At 66.8% G+C, this 18,903-nt stretch carries 15 protein-coding genes; 7 read left to right on the top strand and 8 right to left on the bottom strand.

Translation table 11 applies throughout. The annotated features are described in order from the left end of the window. Positions 1-34: 34 nt before the first annotated feature. The 3 genes from CBY09_RS22090 to CBY09_RS22080 form a co-directional block, all read right to left on the bottom strand. A complete protein-coding gene (locus CBY09_RS22090) occupies positions 35-1,540 on the bottom strand; it encodes a methyl-accepting chemotaxis protein (RefSeq protein ID WP_165773972.1) in 1,506 nt (501 codons plus the stop codon). Positions 1,541-1,591: 51 nt separating this feature from the next. Then, a complete protein-coding gene (locus CBY09_RS22085; protein ID WP_094291733.1) occupies positions 1,592-2,551 on the bottom strand; it encodes a porin in 960 nt (319 codons plus the stop codon). A 130-nt stretch (positions 2,552-2,681) separates the two neighbouring features. Further along, positions 2,682-4,352 (bottom strand): long-chain-fatty-acid--CoA ligase, encoded by a 1,671-nt coding sequence (locus CBY09_RS22080; protein WP_240515816.1) that lies wholly within the window; start codon positions 4,350-4,352, stop codon positions 2,682-2,684. Between the two features lie 209 nt (positions 4,353-4,561). Between CBY09_RS22080 and CBY09_RS22075 the strand changes: the two genes are divergently transcribed. From CBY09_RS22075 to CBY09_RS22045, 7 genes are all read left to right on the top strand, one after another. Continuing rightward, on the top strand, positions 4,562-5,701 hold the full coding sequence (locus CBY09_RS22075; protein WP_165773971.1) for an ABC transporter substrate-binding protein: 1,140 nt from the start codon (positions 4,562-4,564) through the stop codon (positions 5,699-5,701). Between the two features lie 228 nt (positions 5,702-5,929). After that, on the top strand, positions 5,930-6,814 hold the full coding sequence (locus CBY09_RS22070; RefSeq protein WP_094291730.1) for an alpha/beta fold hydrolase: 885 nt from the start codon (positions 5,930-5,932) through the stop codon (positions 6,812-6,814). 150 nt (positions 6,815-6,964) lie between these two features. After that, the gene (locus CBY09_RS22065) at positions 6,965-8,050 is read left to right on the top strand and encodes an ABC transporter substrate-binding protein (RefSeq protein ID WP_094291729.1); all 1,086 of its coding nucleotides are present in this window, start codon (positions 6,965-6,967) and stop codon (positions 8,048-8,050) included. A gap of 15 nt (positions 8,051-8,065) precedes the next feature. Next, positions 8,066-9,595, top strand: a complete 1,530-nt coding sequence (locus CBY09_RS22060) for a sugar ABC transporter ATP-binding protein (protein WP_094291728.1) — start codon at positions 8,066-8,068, stop codon at positions 9,593-9,595. Continuing rightward, positions 9,592-10,518, top strand: a complete 927-nt coding sequence (locus tag CBY09_RS22055; protein ID WP_094291727.1) for an ABC transporter permease — start codon at positions 9,592-9,594, stop codon at positions 10,516-10,518. Before CBY09_RS22060 ends, CBY09_RS22055 begins: the two co-directional genes overlap by 4 nt. A gap of 68 nt (positions 10,519-10,586) precedes the next feature. Next, a complete protein-coding gene (locus CBY09_RS22050; RefSeq protein ID WP_205734197.1) occupies positions 10,587-11,516 on the top strand; it encodes an ABC transporter permease in 930 nt (309 codons plus the stop codon). 26 nt (positions 11,517-11,542) lie between these two features. Continuing rightward, positions 11,543-12,370, top strand: a complete 828-nt coding sequence (locus CBY09_RS22045; protein WP_094291725.1) for an SDR family oxidoreductase — start codon at positions 11,543-11,545, stop codon at positions 12,368-12,370. 513 nt (positions 12,371-12,883) lie between these two features. On the opposite strand, the gene CBY09_RS22040 is transcribed toward CBY09_RS22045, so the two are convergent. The 5 genes from CBY09_RS22040 to CBY09_RS22020 all read right to left on the bottom strand — a co-directional run. Beyond that, positions 12,884-13,282, bottom strand: coding sequence for a hypothetical protein (locus CBY09_RS22040; protein WP_094291724.1), 399 nt, complete (start codon positions 13,280-13,282; stop codon positions 12,884-12,886). A gap of 72 nt (positions 13,283-13,354) precedes the next feature. Then, complete coding sequence (locus tag CBY09_RS22035; RefSeq protein WP_094291723.1) at positions 13,355-16,474, bottom strand: efflux RND transporter permease subunit; 3,120 nt, start codon at positions 16,472-16,474, stop codon at positions 13,355-13,357. 9 nt (positions 16,475-16,483) lie between these two features. Continuing rightward, entirely contained in the window at positions 16,484-17,605 is a 1,122-nt protein-coding gene (locus CBY09_RS22030; RefSeq protein ID WP_094291722.1) for an efflux RND transporter periplasmic adaptor subunit, read from the bottom strand. Next, complete coding sequence (locus tag CBY09_RS22025; RefSeq protein ID WP_094291797.1) at positions 17,602-18,174, bottom strand: hypothetical protein; 573 nt, start codon at positions 18,172-18,174, stop codon at positions 17,602-17,604. The genes CBY09_RS22030 and CBY09_RS22025 overlap by 4 nt, the downstream gene beginning before the upstream one ends. A gap of 35 nt (positions 18,175-18,209) precedes the next feature. Continuing rightward, positions 18,210-18,903 (bottom strand): TolC family protein (locus CBY09_RS22020; RefSeq protein ID WP_165773969.1); only part of this gene is annotated, 694 nt, incomplete at its 5' end.

The raw sequence follows: 18,903 nt of genomic DNA, 5'->3' as shown, positions 1-18,903 counted from the left end.
TACGGGGCAACGGTAGGGGGCGGATCCCCTCGCGTCAAGCGGTGAGCACAGGCGTGACATAAGACCCGCAGGTCACGACCAGGTCGCCATGGCGCTCGAAGTAGGCAGACTTGGTCATGGCCTCCTGCGTGAGCGGGTGCAGCCAGCGGTAGCTCACGTGGCCACTGCCCTGGCGCAACGCGCTGGCAACAATCTCGGCCACGAAATGTTTGCCATCCAGGTCCTTGAAGTTGCGTCCATCCACCCCGACCAGCCGGGTGTTGGTTCCATGGGCAACACAATGAACGTCAGTGGAATACAACACCAGGTAAAGGTCCCGGTCGATCAGCTCGGTGTTGTGGGGGGTGTTGACCTGGGCAATCAACGCTGCGCCGCCCCGGCTGCGCAGTACGCCAACGGCCCGCTGCACGAGGGCCTTCGCATCATCAGCGCTGGCATGGGCCTGGGTTCCCAAGTCGAATGACGCCACCGACTGGACCAGTTGCAACGCCTGCTGGTGCAGCGCCGCCACCGGCTCGGCGGCATTGCGACTGAGCGACGCGTTCTGGCGGGTGAGCACATCCAGATCCGCGATGGACGCGCCGATGGCATGCATGCCTGCCGTTTGCTGCCGCACCGCCGTGGCCATGGCCTCGATGATGCTCGCCACCTGCTGCACGCCGTCCAGCAGTCCCGCCATGGTCCGGCCTGTCTGTCCGGCCATCTCAGCACCGGCATCAACACTGCGGGCCGACCCTTCGATGAGGGTGCGCACCTCGCGAGAGGCAGCGGCGGAGCGCGTTGCGAGGTTGCGCACTTCGTTGGCCACTACGGCAAACCCCCGCCCCGCATCCCCCGCCCGTGCAGCCTCTACCGCAGCGTTGAGCGCAAGGATGTTGGTCTGAAACGCGATGTTGTCGATCAGGCTGATGATCTCGCCAATCTTGCGCGAGCTGCCTGTAATGCTGCCCATGGTTTCCACCAGCCGCTGGATCACCTGTGCGCCTTGCTTCGCTTGCTCCAGCACGCCGTTGGCGATGTGATGCCCCCGTTGGGCATCGTCGGCATTGGCCTGTAGGGCTGGCGCCAACTGCTCCATAGAGCCGTTGACATCGTCTATCGACGACGCCAACGTGCTCATCATGGCGGCAAAGCGCGTGTGGTCGCTGCCCACGTGGCCCGAAGATGTCGCGATGGCCAATGTGCCTGCATGCACATCGCGCACCACGGCAGCCATGCGTTGCTGAAGCGCGGCCAGGTCCTGAAGCAGCGGTTCGGTACGGTCCGCACCGCGCGGATCTTGCGGCGGTGCCTCCAGCGCGCCCGCCACCAACTGTTGCACCTGCCTGTGCGCCTGCACCAGGCGGCGCGCGTGCCGGGCTGACTGAACGGCCAGCCCAGCGTAGCAACAGCCAGCAAGCACAAGGCAGGCCATGGCCCCCAGCTGCATCTGGCTTGGCGGCGCCATCGCCAACGCAGCAACTCCCCCCACCACGGAGAAAGCCGCAAGCGCATGCGCCACCACACCAGCGCGATCGTTCCAGACTGTGAGCAACCCCATGGAATGTTCCGATCCTTTTCTGGGAACCATGTCTTGGCAGCGTTCTGGCACTCAGAACACGTGCTGCAGGCCTACTTCGTAGCCATTCTTGCGCGTGGGTGCCTTGCTGTCGTGCGCGAAGGTCGTGTATACGCTGGTGCGCTTGGACAGGAAGTGGTGATAGCCCAGCGCCAACTTCTGCGAGGCAACCACATCGGCGCGCTTGTAGTTCCCGAAGCTGGTTCGGAACTGGCCCGTGCCCACAGGAACCACCGACGACAGGGCCCACGTGCGCACGCTGGCATCGGTGTGGTCCGTACCACCCGCAACCATGGCATTGAGCGTGAACGCACCAAAGTCATAACCACCAAACAGCGTGGCGAGCTTGGAACGCCCGTCTGCGGGCTTCTCGTAGCCGAAGCGCAGTTGCCAGGGGCCCGGTGCATAACCCAGTGCAAACGAGTACGGCGTCTTGTGTGGCGTGCCCGACCAGCCGGGATTGGCGTCCTTGGCGGCCACCTGCGCCGTGAACGAGAAGGCACCGGTGTCGTAAGCATAGGTGGCTGCATCGTTGTACCAAAGGTTGCCGATATAGCCTGTACCTGCTGCAAAGCCGTTGGTGGTGTTGTCCCAGAACCAAGGGTCCACCAGGAGCTGCGGCAGCAGCGCCGCCGTCATCTGCCGCCCCAGCGTGAGCGAACCCCAGCCTCCGCGCAGAGCCACAGACGACTCCTGCGTCCAGTAGGTGCCAGCAGGGGAGTTGAGCACCGCGCCAGGTGCGTTGGTCGTACCACTGTCAGCGTTGATCCGGGTCGCCAGCTTGAAGCTGGCCAGCATGCCGCCACCCAGGTCTTCAGTGCCAGCAAACGTGAGGTGGCTCATGGAGCCAGTACCCATGCGCGTCTGTCCGGCCCCAATGTCTTTTCCCACGTTCAGGTCGATGCGCCCCGACAGGGTGATGTTGGACTGCGCGAGAGCCGATGTGCTGGCAAGCAATAAGGCTGCGGCGGGCAGTGTGATGCGGGCAATCATGGCGTGAGGTCTCCTTCCCTTAAAGGGATCTGTTGTGGTTCAGTAAAAATGAGGGACAGCCTGCTGCGCCCCACGGGTCGTGGGGCCTCCGGGACCGCTGGCGCAGGAACTCCAGCGCGGGGATACGGCCTCAGGCCAGGGCCGTCTGGTGTTCGGGTGCTGATGCCTGTGCAAACTTCTGGCGCAGGACTTTCTTGTCGAACTTGCCCACACTGGTCTTGTCGATGGCCTCGACAAAATGGATGCGGTCGGGCACTGCATAGCGGGGAATCAGGCCCCGCTCGGCCTGCTCCAGCACCAGGGTGCGCAAGGCCTGCTCGGTGGCAGACGCATTGCCCGGGCGCCGCACCACCACGGCGATGGGCCGCTCGCCCCAGCGCTCGCAGGGCGCGGCCACCACGGCGGCCTCGGCCACGCCCGGGTGGGCGGCCAGGAGCTGCTCCAGGTCGAGCGAAGACACCCACTCGCCCCCGGTCTTGATCACGTCCTTGATGCGGTCCACCAGCCGCAGGCAGCCGGTGGCATCGATGCGACCCATGTCCTGGGTGTGCAGGTAGCCGCCCTGCCACAGGGCCTCGGAGGCCTCGGCATTGCCCCGGTAGCCCTGCGTGAGCCAGGGCGCACGCACCACCACTTCACCCACGGCCTTGCCGTCGCGGGGCAGCGCGTGCAGGGATTCGTCCACCACCCGCAGGTCCACCAGCGGCACGCTCCAGCCGGCGGTCAGGCGGAAGTCGTCGGGCACGTCCAGGCCCGGCTGCGCAGGGCGCTGCGCCAGCGTGAGCAGTGGGCAGGTCTCCGACATGCCGTAGCCCGTGAAGATGTCTATGCCCTGCGCCAGCGCTTCCTGGCACAGGTGGGGTGGCATCACCGAGCCGCCCGAGACAATCTTCCAGCCCTCGAACCGGCGCCCCTTGGCGGCGGCCAGCACCATCTGCAGCACGGTGGGCACGCCGTGCGAAAACGTCACGCCCTCGCGCGCTACCAGGTCCACGATGTGCTCGGGCCGGAAGCGGCCCGGATAGACCTGCTTGACCCCCATCAGCGTGGCCACGAACGGTAGGCCCCAGGCGTGCACATGGAACATCGGCGTGAGCGGCAGGTACACGTCGCCCCGGTGAAAACGCTGATGCTGCGGGCTGGCCGCCAGGCCTGATGCCGCTGCCAGCGTGTGCAGAACGATCTGGCGGTGGCTGAAGTAAACGGCCTTGGGCAGGCCCGTGGTGCCTGTGGTGTAGAAGGTGGTGGCCAGCGTGTTTTCGTCGAAGTCACGGAACTCGAAAGCCGTGGGCTGCACGGCCATCAGCGCCTCGTATTCGCCCACCGTCGGCAGCGGCGTTTGTGCGGGTTGCGTATCCTGAAGCAGCACGATGCGCTGGAGTTGCGGCAGGCGCGCGTGGATGACTTCAAGCACCGGCAGGAAGTCGGCATGCACCAGCAGCGTGGTGGCGCCGCTGTGGTCCAGCGCATAGGCGATCTGCTCGTTCGACAGCCGGATGTTCACCATCATCAGCGCGGCGCCCATCATGGGCACGGCAAAGTAGCTCTCCAGATAGCGGTGGCTGTCCCAGTCCATCACCGCCACCACATCGCCCGCCCCCACACCCAGCGACTGCAGCATGTGGGCCTGCTGCGCGATGCGGCCCACAAAACCCCGGTAGGTGGTGCGAAACAGGTCGCGGTACACGATCTCCTGGTCCGGGGCATTGGCCAGCGGGGTGTGCAGCAGCTGCTTGACGAGCAGCGGGTAGCTGTAAGCGGACGGGGTGCGCTCGATCACGCGGTCTTCGGGGGTCTGCACGTTGGTCTCCTGGCGTTCTTGTATGAGTGCACCGAGCGTAGGCAAAGGGCTGCGGCCTGGATGCCAGAAATTTCTGTACGGCAAGGCAGATAAGTCCATGCCGCGGGGCCGCCCGTGGCGGAAAAGTCTGGCGCGCCGGGCAGACAATTCCCGCAGACGGCCGCCGCCCCTGCACCCAGCATCGCGCACCACAACTCAAGGAGACACTGGTGCAGCATTTTTTCTGGCGCAGGCTGGTCGCTATCGGAGGGCTGTGCGGGGCCCTGTCAGCGGGCGCTGCGCCCGTTGCGGAGCTGGTGGTGGGGCAATCGCTGCCCCTGTCGGGTGAGCAGGCGGCGCTGGGGCGACAACTGCGGCTGGGCGCAGACCTGTGGTTCGCCCATGTCAACGCCACGGGTGGCATCCAGGGCACGGCCATCCGCCATGTGGTGCTGGACGACGCCTTCGACCCAGCCAGCGTGGTGCGCAACACGCGCCAGTTGGTGCAGCAGGAGCAGGTGTCCGTGCTGATGGGCTACCCGCAGGCGCAAGGCGTGCGCCCCGTGCTGGCGCAAAAGCTGCTGGCGGCGTCGGGTGTGCCACTGCTGGGGCCCGCCACGGGGGTCGGGTGGCTGCGCGAGCCGGTGCACCCCCAGGTGTTCCCTGTGCGCGCTGGCCAGACGGGCGAGGCCGAACACCTGGCCGGGCACCTTGCCACGCTGGGGGCACGCCGCATCGCCATGGTGCACGCGGCAGACGAAGACGGCCTCGGTGCCGTTGACGCCTTGCGCGCGGCGCTCACCCGCAAGGGACTCACCCTGGCAGGAGCCGCCACACTCGGCCTGGAAGGACCCGACGCCGCTGTGACTGCCCTGCGGGCGTTGCGGCCCGAGGCCATCGTGCTCATGGCTCCCACACGCCACGTCGCCGCATTCGCCAAAGCGTACCGAGGCACGGGCGAGACGGCACAACTGCTGAGCTTTGCGCGGGCCGACCACCAGGAAGTGCTGGCCCAAGTCGGCTCCACGGTGGCGCGGGGGATGGGCTTCACGCAGGTTGTGCCTTATCCCTACGGAGGTGCCCGGCCGCTGGTGCGCGAATACCGGGCGCTGCTGGCCACCTACGGGCCCATGGACGCCGCCCCCAGCTACGCGGGCTTCGAGGCGTTCATCGCCACCAAGGTGCTGGTGGAGGCCCTGCGGCGCGCAGGTGGCACGACCTGGACGCCAGGCCGCGTGGCCACTGCACTGGAGCAACTGGGCACTCTGGATCTGGGCGGTTTCGTGGTGCGCTATGGCCGGGGCGAGCGCCAGGGCGGGCGCTATGTGGATTTCACCGTGCTGGGCAGCGAGGGGCAGCTGCTGCGCTGACACCATGGGGGCATCGGATGCCCTGCGGAAAAACCAATAGCAATAAATCGAATGCAGAAAAGCGCCAAGGCCGAGTTTCTCTCGCATTCCACATGCCAGAGCAGCCATTGCGCGAAAAACAGCAGGCAGAAAATTCCCTCAACGCCCGGGGAATTTTCTGGCTGACGGTGCGCAATGGCGCGATCTACGATGCGCCGGCCAGACAACGAAAAAAACCGAAGGAGACATATGAGCACAACGAACACCAACGAAACGCGCTTCAGCGTGCCTGCGGCCGATGGCCATGCGATCGAGGCCTATGCCTGGGCCACTCCCGCAGCCACCGCCACGCCCCGCGCCGTGGTGCAGCTGGTGCACGGCATGTCCGAGCACATCCGCCGCTACCGCCATGTGGCCCTGGCGCTGGCCGCGCAAGGCTACTTGGTGTACGGCAGCGAGCACCGGGGGCATGGCCAGTCGGCATTTGATGCGGGCACAGCAGGCGACTTTGGCCCGCGCGGTTTTGCGGCCCTTGTAGACGACATGGCTGCAGTGACCCGCGCGCTGCGTGAGCGCCATCCCGGACTGCCTGTCGTCATGGTGGCGCACAGCATGGGTTCGATGGCGGCACAGGTCTATCTGATCGAGCACTCGGCGCTGGTCGATGCGGTCGCGTTGTCGGGCACCGCCGCGCTGGAAATGCTGGATGTGCGCACCTCCGGCTGGACGCCCGAGACGGCCAACGCCAGTGTGGGCACACCGGTCACGCCCGCCGACTGGCTCAGCCGTGACCCCAATGTGCCAGCAGCTTTCATTGCCGACCCGCTGTGTGGCACGCCGCTGACGCTGGAGTCGCTGTTCTCTATCTTCGACGTGGGAAACCGCACGGCAGAAACGGCCTTGTACGCCGCTGTGCGCAAGGACCTTCCGCTGTACCTCTTCACCGGCGACCGCGATCCGGTGAACGCCTGTCTGGTTTGGTTCGACCCGCTGGTGAACCGCCTGCGCGGCGCGGGCTTCCGCGATGTGTCCACCCACGTGTACGGCGGCGCGCGCCATGAGGTACTCAACGAGACCAACCGCGAAGAGGTGATTGCCAACCTCATCGCCTGGATACGCCGCGCGGTCGGTTGAGGCCGCGCTCAACTACGCGCCCTGACCGGCGCCTGCCCCCTCTTTTCATCCCGACCTGACGAGTGGCCCCTGGGGCCGCGCGCAGGCCCCTGCACGCCTTTCTTACGCCTTTTCACGCCGTTCTTTCATACCCACAACAGGAGACACACCATGCTTGCACCCACACCATTCCACTGGAAGAAAGCCCTGGCCGCCCTGGCACTGGCCGGCCTGGCCGCCGCACAGGCCGCGCATGCGGCCGATGTCGAGCTGCTGCCGCCCGGCCTGCTCACGGCCACGACGGCCGAGCAGACCAAGCCCGGCCAGTACAAGAAGGCCGGGCCTTGGCGCATTGGTGTCTCGTGGGCCGGCATGGGCAACAGCTGGATCGTGCAGCTCATCGCCGAGATGCGCCACGCCGCCGCGCAGGACAAGAACATCGGCGAATTCATCTTCACCGAGGCCAACTGGCAGCCCGCCAAGCAGGTAGCCGACGTGGAAGACCTGCTGACCAAGAAGGTGGACCTGCTCATCATCGGCCCCATCTCGCAGGCCATCGGTGCGCCGCTGATCGAGAAGGCCGCCAAGGCGGGCATCCCGGTGGTCACGCTGGGCTCATATGGCCGCGCCGTGCCATCCACCACCGAAATCTGGGCCGGTGGCCGCATTTTTGGTCAGCAGGGCGGTGAGTTTTTGCGCAAGGAGCTGGGCGGCAAGGGCAACCTCTGGGTGTTCCGCGGCATTGCGGGGGTCGATGAAGAGCAGCAGCGCTACGACGGGTTGAAGAAAGCCATCGAGGGCAGCAACCTCAAGATCACCAACGAGGTGTTTGGCGACTGGAACTACGCCAAGGCCAAACAGATTTGCGAAAACCTGGTGCTGTCCGGCCAGCCGGTCGATGGCATCTGGTTCTCGGGCGCCGAGATGACACGCGCCTGCATCGACGTGTTCAAGGAGGCGGGCAAGCCCCTGGTGCCCATGACGGGCGAGGCCAACAACGGCTTTCTGCGCGTGTGGAAGCAAGCGGGTGTGAAGACTGTGGCACCGATCGTGACGCCGGGCCTGGGCACTGCCGTGGTGCGCGCATCGAGCGCGCTGCTAGAGGGCAAGCCGCTGTACCGCTCGTACTTTTCGATGCCGACCCCGATTGCGCGGGACCAGCTCGACAAATTCTTCCGCCCTGAGCTGAACGACTCCTACTGGATGCCCACGGTGCTGCCCGAAGCCAAGATCGTGGAAACCTACCGCAGCAAGTAACAGGAAGCGCGCACCATGACGATCAAGGAGCGCCAGCCCCTGGTGGAGCTGCGCAGCGTGAGCAAGTCGTTCGGCCAGAACGCCGCGCTCAAGGCGGTCAGCCTGAAGGGCTGGCCCAGCTCGATCCACGCCGTGACCGGCGAGAACGGCGCGGGAAAATCCACGCTGATGAAACTGCTGGCCGGGGTGCACCAGCCCGACAGCGGCGAGATTTTGCTCCAGGGCCGCCGCGCGGCGCTGGGTACGCCCGCCAAGGCGCGCCGCGCGGGGGTGTCCACCGTGTTCCAGGAGCTGACCATCCTGCCCAACCTCACGGTAGCCGAGAACCTGTGCCTGGGGCGCGAACTGACGCGCGGCGGCTTGCTGAACCTGCGCGCGCTTCGGCATGAGGCCGTACAGGTACTCCAGCGCACCGGCATCGCGCTGGGCCCCGACCGGCTGTGTGGCACGCTCAGCGTGGGTGAACAACAATTGTTGGAGATCGCCAAAGGCCTGCATTCCGAGGCCGACATTTTCATCTTCGATGAACCCACCGCGCCGCTGAACCGCGCAGAGGTAGACCAACTCGAAACCCTGCTGCGCGCCTTGAAGGACCAGGGCAAACTGGTCTTCTACATCAGTCACCGGTTGGAGGAGATCTTCCGCTTCTGCGACACCGTGACGGTGCTCAAGGACGGCGCACATGTGGCCACGCAGCCCATCGAAAGCCTAACACCCGATGCCCTGGTGGCGCTGATGGTGGGGCGCGAACTGGAGGCGCTGTTTCCCGAGCGCCCGGCACATGTGCCCGATGTGCCTGCACTGCAGGTGGAACACCTCAAAGCCACACCCCACAGCCCCCCTGTGTCATTCATGCTGCGCCGGGGCGAGATCGTGGGCATTGCCGGGCTTGAAGGCCAAGGCCAGCGCGAAATCATCCGCAGCCTAGCCGGAGCACAGGAGCGCAGCGGCGGCACCGTGCGTATATGGGCAGACGGTGGCCACAATATCGCTGTTGCGCCTGGCAGCGTGGCTGCCGCTGTGCGCTGCGGTGTGGCCCTGCTGCCCGAAGACCGCAAAGGCGAGGGGCTGTACCTCGACCTGTCCATCGAAGACAACATCTGGCTCGGCCCCCTACGCCAGACCCCGCTGTGGCGCCGGGCGCCGCGCGCTCCGGATCTGGTGCGACGGTTGGCCGACCGCATGGGACTGCGCACACCCCCAGCGCAGCCCGTGGGCTCGCTTTCGGGCGGCAACCAGCAGAAGGCCATGCTTGGCCGCTGGCTGGCAGCCGATGTGCAGATTCTGCTGGTCGAGCAGCCCACGCGCGGCGTCGATGTGGGCGCCAAAGCGGAAATCTATGAGCTGCTGCGCCGCTTTACGGCCGAGGGCGGCACGATCCTGGCCGTCTCTGGCGACCTGCCCGAGCTGATCGGCCTGTGCGACCGCATTCTGGTTGTGCGTGGTGGCGCCATTGTGGCCGATGTGCCCGCGCACAGCGCCACCGAAGAACTGCTGCTGGGCCACGCACTGCGCAGCGAATCCCCCCACGAGGCCACCGCATGACCACTCTAAATCCGGCCCGCACTGGCCTGACGCACTACACCCTTGGCCTACCTGTCGTCCTGGTGTTGCTCCTTGCCGCCACCCAGGCAGACTTCCGCTCCCCCCAGAACCTTCTGAACTTCAGTGGCCAGATCGGCGCACTGCTCATAGTGGCTGTGGGGCAGTTGTTTGTCACGCTGGTGGCAGGCATCGACCTGTCGGTGGGTTCGGTGATGAGCCTGGCATCCGCCTTCGCCGCCACCCAGAGCGATCCACTGGCCGCCGTCGCCATGGCGACCGCCCTGGGGGTTGCAGTGGGAACGGTCAACGGCATGGGCGTGGCCTTCGCGGGCGTGCACCCGCTGGTGATGACACTGAGCACCGCAACTTTTCTGCAAGGACTGGCTTACGTGGTGCTGCCGATTCCTGGAGGCTCCATCGCGCCCGCCATGACGGCGGCTGCGACGGGCGAGGCGGCAGGCATCCCGGCACCACTGTTGTGGTGTGCGGCAGCAGCGCTGGCAGCCAGCATTGTGCTGCGTCGAACTCGTTTTGGTGCGCACCTGTTCGCGGTGGGTGGCCACCCGCGCAGCGCTTACCTCAATGGCGTGCGCGTGAAATCCGTGGTCGTGGGAGCCTATGTGTGGTGCTCGGTTGCTGCAGCGTGGGCGGGACTTTTCCTGGCCGCGCGTGTGGCGGCCGGAGACCCGGCTCTGGGGGCGTCTTATGCGCTGGAATCCGTTGCGGCCGTGGCCCTGGGCGGCGTGCAACTGACAGGCGGCGTCGGCAGCGTGGCAGGTGTGGTGGCCGGGGTGCTGAGCCTCGGGCTGATGACCAATGGCCTCAACCTGTTCGGCGTATCTCCCTTCATGCGCGGGGTGTTGACCGGTGTCTTGTTGCTTGCGGCCGTGAGCCTGCAGCGCCGGCACATCGTTGGAATGTGAGTTCGCCCATGTCTTCATCCATGTCCCTATCCTCTTCCCCCGGGCTGGCGTACCGCCTGCAACAGGCAATGACATTCATCCTGGCGTTGCCACCCGCTTATCTGGGTACCGTGGTGCTGCTGGTCAGCGCGGCGGCCCTGAGACCCAACCTTCTTTCTCCGTTCTTGCTACTGCTCATCTTGCGCCAGGCGGCGCCGCTGGGCTTCGCCACCATCGGGCAGTCTTTGGTGATGCGCTGCCGCTCGCTCGACTTGTCCTCAGGTGGTGTGATTGCGGTGGTGTCGTATCTGTTGACCAGCGGCGTGATGCCCTTGCCCTGGCCCATCGCATTGCCGCTGTGCATTCTGTTTGGTGCACTGGTCGGGGCATTCAACGGCTTTTTGATCGTGCGGGTGCGTGCTTCGGCGGTTATCGTGACGCTGGCCGTGTCGATGATTCTGTCGGGCACCGTGATTGCGTTGAGCCAGTTCCATGCCGTTGGCGATGCGCCAGAAATCCTGCGTTCCATGGGCCGCGCGCGCGTGGCCGGGGTGCCGCTGGTGCCATTGCTCTGGATTGCGACCCTGGTGCCGTTGGCCCTGTGGCTGCGCCGCAGTGCTTTTGGTCGCGTGCTTGATGCCGTGGGCGCCAACCCGCGTGCTGCGGGCCTGTCGGGACTGCCGCACCTGCGCGTGGTGTTTGTGGCGCATGTCACCTCGGGCGCCATGTCGGCCCTCAGCGGCCTCATGCTGCTGGGCTTCGTGGGCGTGGGCAATGTCAAGCTGGGCGCGGATCTGGCGCTCAACGCACTGGCGGCGTCCATTCTGGGCGGCATCAACTTCGGCAGCGGGCGTGGCGGCATGCTGGGCCCGGCGGTTGCGGCGTTCATGCTGGTTTTTCTCTTCAACTTCCTCACCAGCCTGGGCCTGGGTGAGCCCGGCAAGCTGATGCTGCAGGGCACGCTGATCGGGGCGGCTGCACTGGCCTATTGCTTGCGCCACAAAGACTCGGCGCACTGATTTCACACAACCCAAAGAAGCTCAAGATGGCAGATGTTTTCAAAGATGGCTTGCTGCACGGGCAGCACGCACTGATCACGGGTGGCGGCAGCGGCATCAACCGCCGCATCGCAGAACGTTTTGCAGCCCAAGGGGCAGCGGTGTCCATCGTGGGACGCAGCCTGGAACGGGCTGAAGGCGCGGCCACCGCCATCCGAGCAGTGGGTGGGCAAGCGCAGGGCTTTGCGGCGGACGTGCGCGATTTCGACGCACTGGCAAGCGCCTTCAGCCAGGCACACGCAGCCTTTGGCCCGGTAGACATTTGCATCGCGGGCGCAGCGGGCAACTTCGTTGCCGAGGCTGCCAACATGTCCTCCAATGGTTTTCGGACAGTGGTGGACATCGATCTTGTCGGCACCTGGAACACCTTCCGTGCCGTGCTGGCGCTGCTGCGCGAAGGACGATCCAATCTGCTGGCCGTCTCGGCGGTCCAGTCGGTGATGCCCATGGCCACACAAGCGCATGTGTGTGCGGCCAAGGCAGGCATCGACATGCTGGTGCGCACGCTGTCCATCGAATGGGCGCAGCGTGGTGTGCGCTGTAACGCCATCGCACCCGGCCCGGTGGCGGATACAGAAGGCATGAGGCGCCTCGCGCCTGAAGGGGACGTGAGCTGGGCGCGCGTGCTGGCGGGCATTCCCATGGCGCGAGCCGCAGACCTGGATGAAATTGCAGACTTGGCGCTGTTCCTGTGCAGCGGCGCTGCCCGCTACATCCACGGCACCGTCATCGCCATCGATGGTGGACAAACTAATCTGGGGTCACTGCCGTTCGGTAACGCGCTGCTTGAGTCATTGAGGCCTTACCCCTCCTGAACGTGGGATCAGTAAAGCATTCTCGTTCTTCCGAAAGCTCTGAAAAATGTCGGATCGGCTTCACCCCTGTCCGCAAGGAAACCGCAGAGGTTCTGCACCAGGTGGGCTTGCGGGTAGTAAGAGTTCAGGACTGGTTTCAATTTCGACCTTGAGAGCGTCTGGTTTAGGCGCAGATCTGTCGTCCGACTGTCTCCGCTGAACGTCGGCAACCAGCCTAAAACAGCCACACGCTGCCTCAAAAATCTACCGATTCCTTTGCTTACGGAAGCTCAGCACCTTGCGCCCGGCATCAACCAAATTACTACCAATTTGATAGCTATAAGCGCTTTACAGACAGGCGGTAGAGCCCAATTTTCTTCAAGTTTCAGCACACCGCAACACTGAAACCACGCACGCACCCATCTCGCCGGTGCTCATGGCGCACTGCCACTGAGACAGACAACACACCGCCACGCCAGCAAAAGCCAACGCGGCGGCGCGTCGAGCACAACGCTTGCCCTCTTTGGCAGCGGCTTACTTCACCGCAAACCGCACATTCGCCGCCTTCTTGCCCGGCAGCGTCACCAACGCCACCACCTTGGTGCCTGCTGCGACCTTGAAGATGCCTTTGGTTTCGAGCCTGCCCTCGCCTGCCGGTACAAGCACAGCCTCGGATTTCTCGGTGCCGTTGAGCAGGGTGAGCTTGGCACTCACGCCCTCGGTCTTGGCGGGTTTGCCGTGGTCGCGCAGGTGCAAGGTGATGGTGTCGGGCTTGGCGACGAGTTCATAGTCCATGTCGTTGGCTTCGGCCACGATGCCGCCGTGCTGGGGCTTGTGGTCATGGCCCGCGCCGTGGTCGCCTGCGGCGTGGGCGGCAGTGGTGGCCACAGCTGCGAGGGCCAGGGCGGCGAAAAGTTGACGGGTAGTTTTCATGAGAGTCCTTTCAAAGGGTGAATGAAAAAGCAAACGAACAAATAAAGAGAACGAAAACAAAACAAGAAAAGCTCAGAACGCCTCGGCGTTCTTGTCGTCCAGCAGGCGTTCGGCATCCTTGCGGCCAAACAGCCAGAACAGCGCGGGGGTGAGGAAGGTGTCGAGCAGCGTGGAGCTGATGAGGCCGCTGAAGATGACCACCGCCACCGGGTGCAGGATTTCGGTGCCAGGGCGCTCGGCCTCCAGCAGCAGCGGGGCCAGGGCAAAGGCGGTGACCAGGGCGGTCATCAGCACCGGGCTCAAGCGCTCCAGCGAGCCGCGCACGATCATGGCGGTGTCAAAGCGCTCGCCTTCCACGCGCATCAGGTTGAGGTAGTGGCTCACCTTCAAAATGCCGTTGCGCACCGAGATGCCCGCCAGTGTGATGAAGCCAATCAGCGCCGCCACCGACAGCGGCTGGCCCGACACCCACAGCCCCAGCACCGCGCCCACCAGCGCCAGCGGGATGTTGGCCATGATGAGTGCCGACAGCGTGGCCGAGCGGTAGCGGGTGTACAGCACCACAAACATCAGCACCAGCGAGACGATGGCCAGCAGGCCCACCAGGCGGCTGGCTTCTTCCTGCGCCTGGAACTGGCCGCCCAGGGTGATGAAGTAGCCCTCGGGCAGGCGCGTGTCACCCACGGCCTGGCGGATGTCGGCCACCACGTCGGACAGCGCCCTGCCCTGCGCGTTGGCCGAGAGCACGATGCGGCGCTTGCCATCGTCGCGGCTGATCTGGTTGGGACCGTCGCCTTCTTCGATGGTGGCCAGGCGCGACAGGGGCACGGGGCCACGCGGCGTGTCGATCAGCACGCGCGCCAGGCCGTCGATGGAGCGTGCGCTGTCGGGCAGGCGCACCACCAGCGCAAAGCGGCGGCTGCCTTCCACCACCTGGGCCACCTTCTCGCCCTCTACCAGCGTCTGCAGCGCGGCCAGCACCTGGGGTGCGGGCACGCCCATTTGCGCGGCGGCGGCGTAGTCCACGCGCACGGTGATCTGCGGCGCCAGCACCTGCTTTTCCACCTCCAGGTCGGCCAGGCCGGGGATGCCCGCCAGCCGCGCGCGCAGGGCCTCGGCCTGGCCGCGCAGCGTGTCCAGGTCGTCGCCAAAGAGCTTGATGGCGATCTGCGAGCGCACGCCCGAGAGCATGTGGTCGATGCGGTGCGAGATGGGCTGGCCGATGGCGATGGCGGCAGGCAGGTGCGCGAGGCGGCTGCGGATGTCGGCCTGCACCTCGGCCATGCTGCGCTTGAGCTCGGCCGCAGGCAGCAGGCCCACGTCCAGCTCGCTCACGTGCACGCCTTCGGCATGTTCATCGAGCTCGGCGCGGCCACTGCGCCGGCCCACGTGCGTGACCTCGGGCACCTGGCGCACCAGCACCTCGGCCTGGCGGGCCAGCGCGCTCGATTCGGCCAGCGTGACACCGGGGTTGAGCCGCATGCCGATGAGCAGCGTGCCTTCGTTGAACGGCGGCAAGAACGTGGTGGGGAAAAACGGCACCGCCGCTGCCGACAGCGCCACCGCCACCGCGCTCACGGCCAGGGCTGTGCGCGGGCGCGCCAGCACGGCCACAAGCCCGTTGCGGTAGCGCGCCTTGAGCCAGGCCACCACGCGGGTGTCGCCGTGGTCCAGGTTCTTCATGCGCGGCAGCAGGTAAAAAGCCAGCACCGGCGTGACGGTGACCGACACCAAGAGCGATGCCAGCGTGGACACGATGAACGCAATGCCCAGCGGCACAAACAGCCGCCCCTCGATGCCCGGCAGCGCAAACAGCGGCAAAAACACCAGCACGATGATGGCCGTGGCATACAGGATGCCCGAGCGCACTTCCATGGACGCGAGCTTGACCACCTCGATGGGGTGCAGGCGGTGGTGGGGGTGTTTGGCGCGGTCCATCTTCAGGCGGCGCAGCACGTTCTCCACGTCCACCACCGCATCGTCAACCAGCCCGCCGATGGCAATGGCCAGGCCGCCCAGCGTCATGGTGTTGATCGACAGGCCGAAGTACTTGAACACCAGCGCCGTGATGAAGATGGACACCGGGATGGCCGTGAGCGCAATCACCGTGGGCCGGAGCGTGCCGAGGAACACGAACAGGATCACCGCCACAAACACCGAGGCGCCCATGAGCTTGCCCTGCAGCGTGGTGACCGACGCCTCGATGAAGCTTGCCTGGCGGAAGGTGACGCGCGGTGCCTCCATGCCTGCGGGCAGCGAGTTCTTCAGGTCCACCAGCGCGGCCTCAATGCTGCGCGTGAGGCCGATGGTGTCGGCCGTGGGTTGCTTCTGGATGCCCAGGATGACGGCGCCCTGCCCTTCGAAGCCTGCGTCGCCACGTTTGGTGGCTGCGGCAAAAGTCGCGTCTGCCACCTGGCGCAGCAGCACGCTCTGGCCGTTTTTGGCGGTGAGGGCCAGGTTCTGCAGGTCTTCAAGCCGCGAGGTGCGGCCCAGGTGGCGGATGAGGTATTCGCGCCCGCCCAGCTCCAGAAACCCGCCCGAGGTATTGGCCGCAAAGCCCTTGAGCGCGCCCGTGAGCTGCTCGTGTGTGATGCCCAGCGCTGCCATGCGTGCCGTGTCGAGCAGCACCTGGAACTGGCGCACCTCGCCACCGATGGGGATGACCTGCGCCACGCCGGGGATGGCCATGAGGCGCGGGCGCAGCACCCAGTCGGCGTACTCGCGCACGGCCATGGGCGTGGTCTTGCCCGCGTCGATGGGGATGGCCACCTGCATGATCTCGCCCATGATGGAGCTGATGGGTCCCATGCGCGGAGTGATGCCGCTGGGCAGGCCCTCTTCCATGGACGACAGGCGCTCCGACACCATCTGGCGCGCGCGGTAGATCTCGGTGCTCCAGTCAAAGGTGACGTAGATGAACGACAGGCCCGCGCTGGAGGTGGAGCGCACGCTTTCCACACCGGGCAGGCCGTTCATGGTGGTCTCCAGCGGGAAGGTGATGAGCTGCTCGACCTCTTCGGCGGCCATGCCGCCGGCCTCGGTCATGAGGGTGACGGTGGGTTTGTTGAGGTCAGGGAACACGTCCACCGGCGTGCGCGAGAGCGTGAAGGCGCCATAGGCCATGAGCACGGCGGCGGCGATGAGCACCAGCAGCCGGTTGGTCAGGCTGTTTTCGAGAAGCCACTTGAACATCGTGACTCCTTAGCGGACCTGGTTGATGAGCGTAGCGCCCTGCGTGGCCACGCGGTCGCCGGGCTTCAGGCCCGAGGTCACGGCCACCGAGGTGCCATCGAGCGGCACCGCCGTGACCACCCGTGGCGCAAAGCGCTCGGGCGACTCCTTGACCCACACGATGGTCTGGTTGGCCGGGTTGCGCAACAGCGCGACAGCGGGCACTTGCACGCCCTCCACCTTGTCGGTGGATTGCACGAACACGCGCACCGGCTGGCCCAGGGCCAAGGTGCCCAGCGCAGACGAGTCGCCCGCAAACTGCAGCGGCTGCGCCTGGTCGCGCAGGCTGCGCGCCGCGCCCACAAAGCGCAGCGGCACGCGCTGCCCGCCCACGGCCAGCGTGGCACCGGCCACGCTCTGGGCCTGTGCCGGGTCGTAAGCCAGGGCCTCGATGCGCAGGCGCGATGGGTCTACCACCTCGAACACCAGTTCGCGCGCATCCACCACCTGCCCGGCCACGGCGTTGGCCGAAGCGATGACGCCCGACACGGGCGCCACCAGCGCATCGCGTGTGGCCAGGCCCGCGCCCACGGCGCCCAGGCGCTGGGTGAGGCTGTGCAGCTCGCTCTCGGCGGCCTCGATGTCCTTGCGCGGCACGGTGTCGGCCAGCTCCGTGAGGCGCGCCACGCGCCGTGCGGCCAGGTCGCGGGCGGCGCGCAGTTCGGCCTGCTGGGCCAGTTGGTTGGAGCGCTCGATGGCGCCCGCCGTGGGCACCACATAGGCCAGCACCTCGCCCTTGCGCACCGCCTGGCCCACGCCCGGCAGGCCCTTGGGCCCGGCCTCCAGCCGCCCGGCCAGCACGGCCTGCACCTTGCCCCCCGCGTTGGGGTCCATCACCACAGTGCCCGCCAGTTCAAAGGCCTTGGCGTGTTGCCCGGTGGCTGCCACCAGAGTGCGCACGCCCAGTTGGCGCTGTGCGGGTTTGGGCAAAAACACGCTGCCATCGGGCTGGCGGCTGGGGCCGTTGCCGGTGGGCGCGGGCTGCACGTCGCCATGGTCGTGGCCGGGGCCTGCCAGGGCTGGCAGGGGGGCGTTGAGCGCGGCGGCCATCAGCAGGGCCAGCCAAGAGGGCATGGGGTGGAAGCGCTTCATGCTGCACCTCCCACGCGCTGGGTGTTGCCCATGCGGGCAGTACGGCCCCGGCGCAAACCCCACACGGCGACCAGCGCCAGCAGCACGGCAGCCACGGCGCCTGCGATCAGCCCAGTGCGGCGGGCCAGCCCGGCCGGTGCGGCATCGGTGTGGGCTGCGGGGTGCAGGTCGATCTCGCCTGCCAGCAGGTCCGTCTCATTGCCTGCGGCCACGGTGGCGGTGACCGGGCTCACACCCTCGGCCAGCGGGGCGGCCAGGGTGGCCTGGAACTCGCCCTCGGCCACGCGGGTGACGGGCACGCTGGTGCCTGCAATGTCCAGCTCCAGCCGGGCGTCCTTCACGGGGCTGTTGTCGCCCGCGTGGTCCAGGTAGAGCGCGATTTTTTGCCCGTCGAGCACGCCCACCAGTTCAAACAGGTCGGAGGTGGCGGCAAAGCGCGGCAGGGCCGTGCCCGCTGGGGCGGCGGGGGCTTCGCCATGGTCGTGGCCATCACCGGCCAGCGCGGTCGGCGGTAGCAAGCCCAGCAGCAGGGCCAGGCCCAGTGTGGAGAAAGCGGAAGAGAGTGTCATGGTGTTCAGCAAAAGTGGTGAGGGCCTCAAGGGCGTCATTGCGGCAGCAGGCCCAGGGCTTGGCGCAGGTGGGAGATGGCGGCCGCCGCGTCGATGCGGGCGCGGGCCAGCTGGCGTTCGGCCTGGGCGGCCTCCAGCTCCACACGCAGGCGCGTGGGGCCGTCGGCTTCGCCCAGGCGGAAGGCCTTGTCGATAAAGCCGCGTGTGCCCTGCGCCAGCGCCGCGTGGCGTGCCAAGGCGTCGCGCTGGGCCTGCGTGGCCTTTACGCGGGCCATGGCGGCGGCGATGTCGGCGGCCAGGCGCCTCTGCTCCACGGCAGAACGCGCCTCGGCATCGATGGCATCGGCGCGGGCTGTGGCCTGCTTTGCCTGCGCGCGATCGCCCCCGCCCAGGGGTATGCGCAGGCCCACGGTGAAGGTCTGCTGGTAGCGGTCGCCCGCCTGCTCGCGGCCGCGCGTGGCGGCCACCGTCAGCTCGGGGTTGGCGCGGGTTTGCACGGCGGCCAGGTCGGCGGCGCGGCGGGCCACCTCGGCCTGGTCCTGCCAGTCGGCCGCCGCAGGGTGCTGGGCAGCGGCTGCCGTGGCATCGGGCACGGGGGGCTCGGGCTCTGCCCCGTCCGCCAGCGCCAGGGTGGGCGCGGCCTGCACGCCCCAGGCAGCCAGTGCGGCCTGGGCTGCGTCCCGCACGCCCTGGGCCTCGGCCATGGCGGCTTCGGCCTGGGCCACGGCG

It is taken from the genome of Acidovorax kalamii (assembly GCF_002245625.1).
Lineage (GTDB): Bacteria > Pseudomonadota > Gammaproteobacteria > Burkholderiales > Burkholderiaceae_C > Acidovorax > Acidovorax kalamii.
Note: the sequence above shows the minus strand (reverse complement) of the source record. Positions and strands in the feature narration are given on the sequence as shown.

Bases quoted from the DNA above. Each gene is read 5' to 3' on its own strand.
- CBY09_RS22055 (WP_094291727.1), top strand. From the start codon at position 9,592: ATGACCACTCTAAATCCGGCCCGCACTGGCCTGACGCACTACACCCTT.
- CBY09_RS22085 (WP_094291733.1), bottom strand. From the start codon at position 2,551: ATGATTGCCCGCATCACACTGCCCGCCGCAGCCTTATTGCTTGCCAGC.
- CBY09_RS22040 (WP_094291724.1), bottom strand. From the start codon at position 13,282: ATGAAAACTACCCGTCAACTTTTCGCCGCCCTGGCCCTCGCAGCTGTG.
- CBY09_RS22070 (WP_094291730.1), top strand. From the start codon at position 5,930: ATGAGCACAACGAACACCAACGAAACGCGCTTCAGCGTGCCTGCGGCC.
- CBY09_RS22090 (WP_165773972.1), bottom strand. From the start codon at position 1,540: ATGGGGTTGCTCACAGTCTGGAACGATCGCGCTGGTGTGGTGGCGCAT.
- CBY09_RS22035 (WP_094291723.1), bottom strand. From the start codon at position 16,474: ATGTTCAAGTGGCTTCTCGAAAACAGCCTGACCAACCGGCTGCTGGTG.
- CBY09_RS22060 (WP_094291728.1), top strand. From the start codon at position 8,066: ATGACGATCAAGGAGCGCCAGCCCCTGGTGGAGCTGCGCAGCGTGAGC.
- CBY09_RS22030 (WP_094291722.1), bottom strand. From the start codon at position 17,605: ATGAAGCGCTTCCACCCCATGCCCTCTTGGCTGGCCCTGCTGATGGCC.
- CBY09_RS22050 (WP_205734197.1), top strand. From the start codon at position 10,587: ATGACATTCATCCTGGCGTTGCCACCCGCTTATCTGGGTACCGTGGTG.
- CBY09_RS22045 (WP_094291725.1), top strand. From the start codon at position 11,543: ATGGCAGATGTTTTCAAAGATGGCTTGCTGCACGGGCAGCACGCACTG.
- CBY09_RS22025 (WP_094291797.1), bottom strand. From the start codon at position 18,174: ATGACACTCTCTTCCGCTTTCTCCACACTGGGCCTGGCCCTGCTGCTG.
- CBY09_RS22065 (WP_094291729.1), top strand. From the start codon at position 6,965: ATGCTTGCACCCACACCATTCCACTGGAAGAAAGCCCTGGCCGCCCTG.